This is a genomic window from Catenulispora pinistramenti (genome assembly GCF_018274385.1).
Lineage (GTDB): Bacteria > Actinomycetota > Actinomycetes > Streptomycetales > Catenulisporaceae > Catenulispora > Catenulispora pinistramenti.
This window is the reverse complement of record NZ_JAAFYZ010000372.1, coordinates 1-5,705: the sequence shown is the minus strand read 5'-3', so window position 1 is coordinate 5,705 and position 5,705 is coordinate 1. Positions and strand designations below refer to the sequence as shown.

Sequence of the window (5,705 nt, the reverse complement as noted above, 5' to 3'; positions counted from 1 at the left end):
CGCGCGCCCCACGCCGACCCCGCACCCCGCTACCGCATGCTGGAGACCCTGCGCGAATACGGCATCGAACGCCTCACCGAGGCCGGCGCCATCGCCGAGGTCCGCCGCGCCCACGCCCGCTACTTCCGCGACCTCGCCGAACAAGCCGAGCCCCACCTGCGCCGCCGCGAACAACTCACCTGGCTCGCCCGCCTGGACGCCGACCGCGACAACATCCTGGCCGCCCTGCGCTTCGCCGCCGACAGCGGCGACGCCGACACCGCGATCCGCCTCGCCGCCGCCCTGGCCTGGTACTGGTCCATCATCGGCCAGACCACCGAAGGCCGCGCCTGGCTCGCCCTGGCCCTGTCCGTCGACGGCGACTCACCGGCCGAAGCCCACGCCGTGGTCACCATCCTGCACGCTCTCACCGGCCTGTTCAGCGCCCAGGACTGGACCGCGCTCAGCGACATCACCGACGCCCTGGCCGGCGTCGTCGACGACCCCGGCCTGCCGTACGACAACCCGCTGCTGGCCATCGCCGCCTGCACCATCCCGATCATCACCGACGACCTGTCCGCGGTCGTCGCCGCCGTCGCCGTCCACGAGAACCACCCCGACCCCTGGGTCCGCGGCATGCTGCACCTGATGCGCGGCATGGCCGCCGAGAACAGCGGCGACCTCCTCACCCAACGCCGCGACCTCGAAGAAGCCCGCCGCCGCTTCGCCGAGATCGGCGAACGCTGGGGCCTGTCCGCCTCCCTGTCGGTGCTCGCCGGCATGGCCATGGCCGACGGCGAGGCCGCCGGGGCCATGCAACTGCAGGACGAGGCGCTGACCCTGCTCCACGAGATCAACGCCGCCGACGACGCGGCACAGGTCCAGATGATGCGCGCCACCGTCCTGGCCCGCATCGGCAACCAGGACGAAGCCAAGGCCCTGGTGAACTCCATCCTGGAATCGGCCCGCCAGAACCGCTCCCACTCGGCGATGCTGCTGGCGTACATCGGCCTGGCCGACATCGCCCGCTACGAAGGGGACACCGACACGGCGTGGGAGAACCTGCGGGAGTCCCACGAGATCACACGCGGACAGTGGCAAGGGCCGCCGCAGCTGCTGGCGCTACGGGAAGTGACGCAGGCGCTGCTGTACTCGGCCGCCTCCCACCAGGACGCGGACGCCAATGACGCCTATGGCGCCGGTGACGCCTGTGGCATTGATGACACCGATGTCGCACGGGCCAAGGCGAGGCAAGCGCTCCACGAGGCGTACGTCTTCGGAACCGCAGCCCACGACATGCCGGTCCTGTCCCGCATCGCCATCGGCATCGCCACCTACGCCGACGCGACCGGCGACCCGCACGGCGCGGCCCGACTCCTCGGCACAGCCGACGCCCTGCGCGGCGGTACCGACCTCGGCGACCCGGACCGTGCGGGCGCCAGGCAGAGCGTACGCGCGCAGCTCGGAGGCGAGGCGTACGACGCGGCGTTCGCCCTCGGGCGCGCGATGGCACGACAGGAGGGACTGGTCGCCATGGCCGACTACCTCGGCATCGAGCCCAGGGCTCCGCGAGGCTTCGACGAAGTCGGCGAAGAGGGCGAAGAGTGAGCGATGGCAGCGAATTGAAACCGTGAACCCGGACTCTGGCGCGGCTTCACTTCGCTGCCATCGCCGGGGCCCATGCCCGCTGGGGTCGGCAGTCGTCACCGAGACCACCGCGAGGTAGCGACCGGGTTTCCGCAGCGACCGGAGTCAGCGTGCTTGCTTTCATCCACCGGCCACTCCCCTGTCGGCAGCACACCAGCGATTCCAGTCCGCGCAAACTGGCTGGTTCTATTAGTTGAGTGCCGCCGAAGGCGGCTCCCTAGAGCTCTTGTGAGGGCTATCGGGACTATCTATGTTGAAGAAGTTTGGGGCCCGTTATCTGAGGCATAGTCGCGGAGAGACCGCATACCCCGAGCCCTATTCCGCCTGCCTCGCCGCCACGAAGCCACCCCAGCATCCGCTCAGCGACGCGGACCGCCCGCCCGGCATCACCGAACATGACCGGCACGATCGGGTGCTCCCCCGGTAGAATCCGGAATCCCTCCTGCGCCAGCGGGAACGCTGGCGGAGCAGGTCGATGATGCCCGCGTGCCCGCTGACGTAGCCGCCCGAGGCGCCGCCGAGCGCCTTGCCGAGCGTGCCGGTCAGGACGTCGACCCGGTCCTGCACGCCGAGCAGTTCCGGGGTACCCGCGCCGGACGGGCCGAGGAACCCCACGGCGTGCGAGTCGTCGACCATGACCAGCGCGTCGTACCGGTCCGCGAGGTCACAGATCGCCGGCAGCGGGGCCAGGTGGCCGTCCATGGAGAACACGCCGTCGGTCACGATCAGCCGCCGGCGAGCGGTGGCAGGAACGAAGCGAGCTGCGTCTCGAGGTCGGCCATGCCGCGATTGCGGTACCGGAGCCGCCGGGCCCTGGACAGGCGGATGCCGTCGATGATCGAGGCGTGGTTGAGCTCGTCGGAGACCACCGCGTCCCGCTCATCGAGCACCGTCGCGAACACCCGCCGTTGGCGTCGAAGCACGACGAATACAGGACCGTCGACTCGGTCCCCAGGTACTCCGACAGCCGCGCCTCCAGATCGGTGTGCAGGCGCTGCGTGCCGCAGACCCCCGAGCAGCTGTCGGACCACGATGTGATCCGCCGGACGAACATCCCCCGAAGCACCGAACTCACATTGACCGACCAACACGGGACCCACCACCTGGCGACCTTCACACTGCTGCACGACGGCCGCCTCCGCTTCGTCCTGGCCGACTACACGTGCGCACCCTCGCCGCTGAACATGCTGATCGTCCCCGAACGCGCCGACGTCAGCCGCGTCAGGCTGCTGCGGGACTTCCTTGCGGAGAGGATCGCCACCATCTCGGGCCCTTGAAGGACGGTAGCCCTGGACGTTTCCCACTCTGTCCACGCGGGCCGCTTGGAGTGCAGTTCGAGCTCAATCCCCATGATCGCCTCCTTGTTGGCGGTTTTGGGCTTCGTAGCTATGCCTGTGGAGGTTTGGGGCCAGTTATCTGACGTCCAACAACCGACGACGCTCCTCCACATCATCGAGAATCGCCGCGGTGGCCGTGGCGCCGAAGCGGGTGGCGCCCAGGCGGTTGAGTTCCAGGAGGGCGTCCAGGGTTCGGACACCGCCGGCCGCCTTGATCTGTACCGCGGGTGAGACGGTGCGCCGCATCAGGGCGATGTCCTGCGCCGTCGCCCCGCCGTCGGCGAAGCCTGTGCTGGTCTTCACGAAGGCCGCGCCGGCCGACTCGGCCGCGCGGTAGCCCGCGACCTTCTGTTCCTGCGTCAGGTAGGAGTTCTCGAAGATCACCTTTACCGGGCGGCCGGCTGCCGCTTCGACCACTGCCGCGATCTCGTCCTGCGTGAAGGCGGTGTCGCCGGCGCGGAGGCGGCCGATGTCGATGACCATGTCGATTTCGTCGGCGCCGAGTGCGATCAGCTCGGTGGTCTCGAAGACCTTCGTCGGCGTGGTGCCGCTGCCGTGCGGGAAGGCCACTACCGTGCCGACGGCGACCGGAGTGCCGCGCAGGGCCGTGGCCGCCGCCTTTACGTCGGTCGGCCGGACGCAGACCGAAGCCGTGCTGTAGGCGAGCGCCGTGGCCAAGCCGGCCAGGATGTCCGCGGGGGTGAGCTCGGGACGCAGCAGCGAGTGGTCGATCATCTTCGCCGCCTCGTCGCGGGTCGGCAGCGGGCCGTCCCAGCGTGGGACGTCGATCGAAGGTATGGCCATGGTGTTCTCCTTCATCGGGACGGCGCGTCAGCACGCAGGTCAGGCGCCTCCGCGAGACAACTGTCTAGACAGCCTATACACTTATCGCCATGGCCGCATCACAGCCCCTCTACGAGCGCATCGAGAAGCAGCTCCGCCGCCGCCTCACCACGGCGGACGACGGCGACCCGTTCCCCTCCGAGCCGCAGCTCGCGGAGGAGTTCGGGGTTTCGCGGATGACGGTGCGGGCCGCGTTGGCCGGGCTGGAGCGCGACGGGATGTTGGAGCGGGTACCGGGGCGCGGCAGTTTCGTGCGGAAGGGCGCGGCGGCGCGGCCGGTCGGCATCCTGCTGAGCTTCCACGACCAGGCGCGCGCCGAGGGCAAGACCCCGCGTTCCCGGGTCCTGGAAGCCACTGTGCGCGACGCCACGCCGCCCGAGATCGCAGCCCTCTACCAGGTCAGCGACCCGGCGACCGCAGCCTCAGCCTCGACCTCCACAGCAGCCTCAGCCTCAGCCTCGACCTCCACATCGGAGTCGGCCCCCGCGCCGCCTCAAGTCGTCGCCATCACCCGCGTCCGCCTGTTCGACGACACCCCGATCGCCCTGGAGCGCGCGACCTTCCCCGCGACTCCCACCCTCAGTACCCTGCTGACCGCCGATCTGGAAACCGGCTCACTCCACCACGCACTCCGCCGGCTGGGCCTGAACCCGACCCTGGGCTCCTCGATCCTCACCGCCCGCACCGCCGGGGGCGACGCCCGCGAACTCGGCGTCGCCCCGACCACCCCGATGCTCGTCGAGACCCGCTCCATCGTCGACCAGCACGGCGACCCGCTGGAGTACACAGTCAGCTCCTACGTCGCGGACCGCTACGCGCTCAAAGTCGACTTCGCCGTCCAGGTGAGTTGACGTCCCGCGATAATGGCCGGCGTGCAAGAGGTCGAAGTGATCCAGAAGGTCGAAATGATCCAAGAGGTCGAAGTGATCGTCGCCCATACCGAGCGCACGACCCTGCGGGTCGGCGACGTGTTCCTGAAGGTCGACGGGAACCAGGCGCGCGCCGCTAGGGAGGTCGAGGCGATGGCTCTGGTGCCGGTTCCGACCCCGGAGGTCCTGTGGCGGAAGCCGCCGGTGCTGGCGCTGGCCGCGGTGTCCGGGACGGTGTTGGGGCGCTTGGGCGAGCCGTCGGTGGCGTCGGCCGCGGCCTGGGGTGCGGCCGGGGCCGCCATCCGCACGCTGCACGAGGCGCCGCTGCCGCCATGGCCCGGTCCCGGCCTCGACAAGCTTTCGGCGGAGCTGGAGACCGAGTGCGACTGGCTCCTCGCGAACGAGGTGCTCCCCGCCGACGTGGTCACGCGCGGGCGCCAGGTCGCCGAGGCCGCGCTGCGGCCGTGGAAGCCGGCGTTCGTGCACGGCGATCTGCAGATCACCCACGTGTTCGTCGACGGCGACCGGGTCACCGGGATCATCGACTGGTCCGAGGCGGCGCGCGGGGACGCGCTGTACGATCTCGCCACGCTGACACTCGGGCAGCCCGAGCGGGTCGGGGACCTGCTGGCCGGTTACGGCGGTGACGTCGACCTCGACGTGATCCGGGGCTGGTGGGCGCACCGCAGCCTGGTGGTGATCCGCTGGCTGACCGAGCACGGCTTCGACCCGTTCCTGCCCGGTTGCGAAGTCGATGTGCTCAGGTCTCTGATTTGACGCCGGATCAGACCAGCCGGATCAGGCCAGCCGCATCGGACGTCAGCCGGAGTATCAGCTCGCGTGCGCCTTCGCCGTGTGCGACGGGCCGCTGAGGGCCGCCGCGAGTCCCAGTCCGATGTAGTAGATCAGGTACCCGGCACCGGCGTAGCGCACCGGGCGCGGTGGCGGATCACCGGCGCCAGGCGGGCGATTATCCGCGCGGCCGGGGGCGGCGGCGAGTGGTTTTCGGACGCAGGGCAGGGCCTGTCTC

At 70.1% G+C, this 5,705-nt stretch carries 5 protein-coding genes and 2 pseudogenes; 4 read left to right on the top strand and 3 right to left on the bottom strand.

Annotated features, from left to right (window positions below):
- Positions 1–1,587, top strand: a pseudogene (locus KGQ19_RS47015) (BTAD domain-containing putative transcriptional regulator); the annotation flags it as partial.
- 388 nt (positions 1,588–1,975) lie between these two features.
- Here the strand turns inward: KGQ19_RS47015 and KGQ19_RS53230 are convergent.
- Positions 1,976–2,635: pseudogene (locus tag KGQ19_RS53230) on the bottom strand (aminotransferase class I/II-fold pyridoxal phosphate-dependent enzyme); the annotation flags it as partial.
- Between KGQ19_RS53230 and KGQ19_RS47005 the strand changes: the two are divergent.
- Positions 2,625–2,903 carry a type 2 periplasmic-binding domain-containing protein gene (locus tag KGQ19_RS47005; RefSeq protein ID WP_212021866.1) on the top strand — a complete coding sequence of 93 codons (279 nt, stop codon included), beginning with the start codon at positions 2,625–2,627 and terminating at the stop codon, positions 2,901–2,903. The pseudogene KGQ19_RS53230 and the gene KGQ19_RS47005 sit on opposite strands and share 11 nt — an antisense overlap.
- Before the next feature lie 135 nt (positions 2,904–3,038).
- On the opposite strand, the gene deoC is transcribed toward KGQ19_RS47005, so the two are convergent.
- Positions 3,039–3,767, bottom strand: coding sequence for a deoxyribose-phosphate aldolase (deoC, locus tag KGQ19_RS47000; protein ID WP_212021864.1), 729 nt, complete (start codon positions 3,765–3,767; stop codon positions 3,039–3,041).
- Positions 3,768–3,856: 89 nt separating this feature from the next.
- On the opposite strand from deoC, the gene KGQ19_RS46995 reads away from it, so the two are divergent.
- On the top strand, positions 3,857–4,657 hold the full coding sequence (locus KGQ19_RS46995) for a GntR family transcriptional regulator (RefSeq protein WP_212021862.1): 801 nt from the start codon (positions 3,857–3,859) through the stop codon (positions 4,655–4,657).
- A gap of 57 nt (positions 4,658–4,714) precedes the next feature.
- Entirely contained in the window at positions 4,715–5,452 is a 738-nt protein-coding gene (locus KGQ19_RS46990; protein WP_368862261.1) for a phosphotransferase family protein, read from the top strand.
- A 54-nt stretch (positions 5,453–5,506) separates the two neighbouring features.
- Here KGQ19_RS46990 and KGQ19_RS46985 read toward each other — a convergent pair.
- On the bottom strand, positions 5,507–5,705 hold a 199-nt coding region (locus KGQ19_RS46985; protein WP_212021858.1), incomplete at its 5' end, for a hypothetical protein.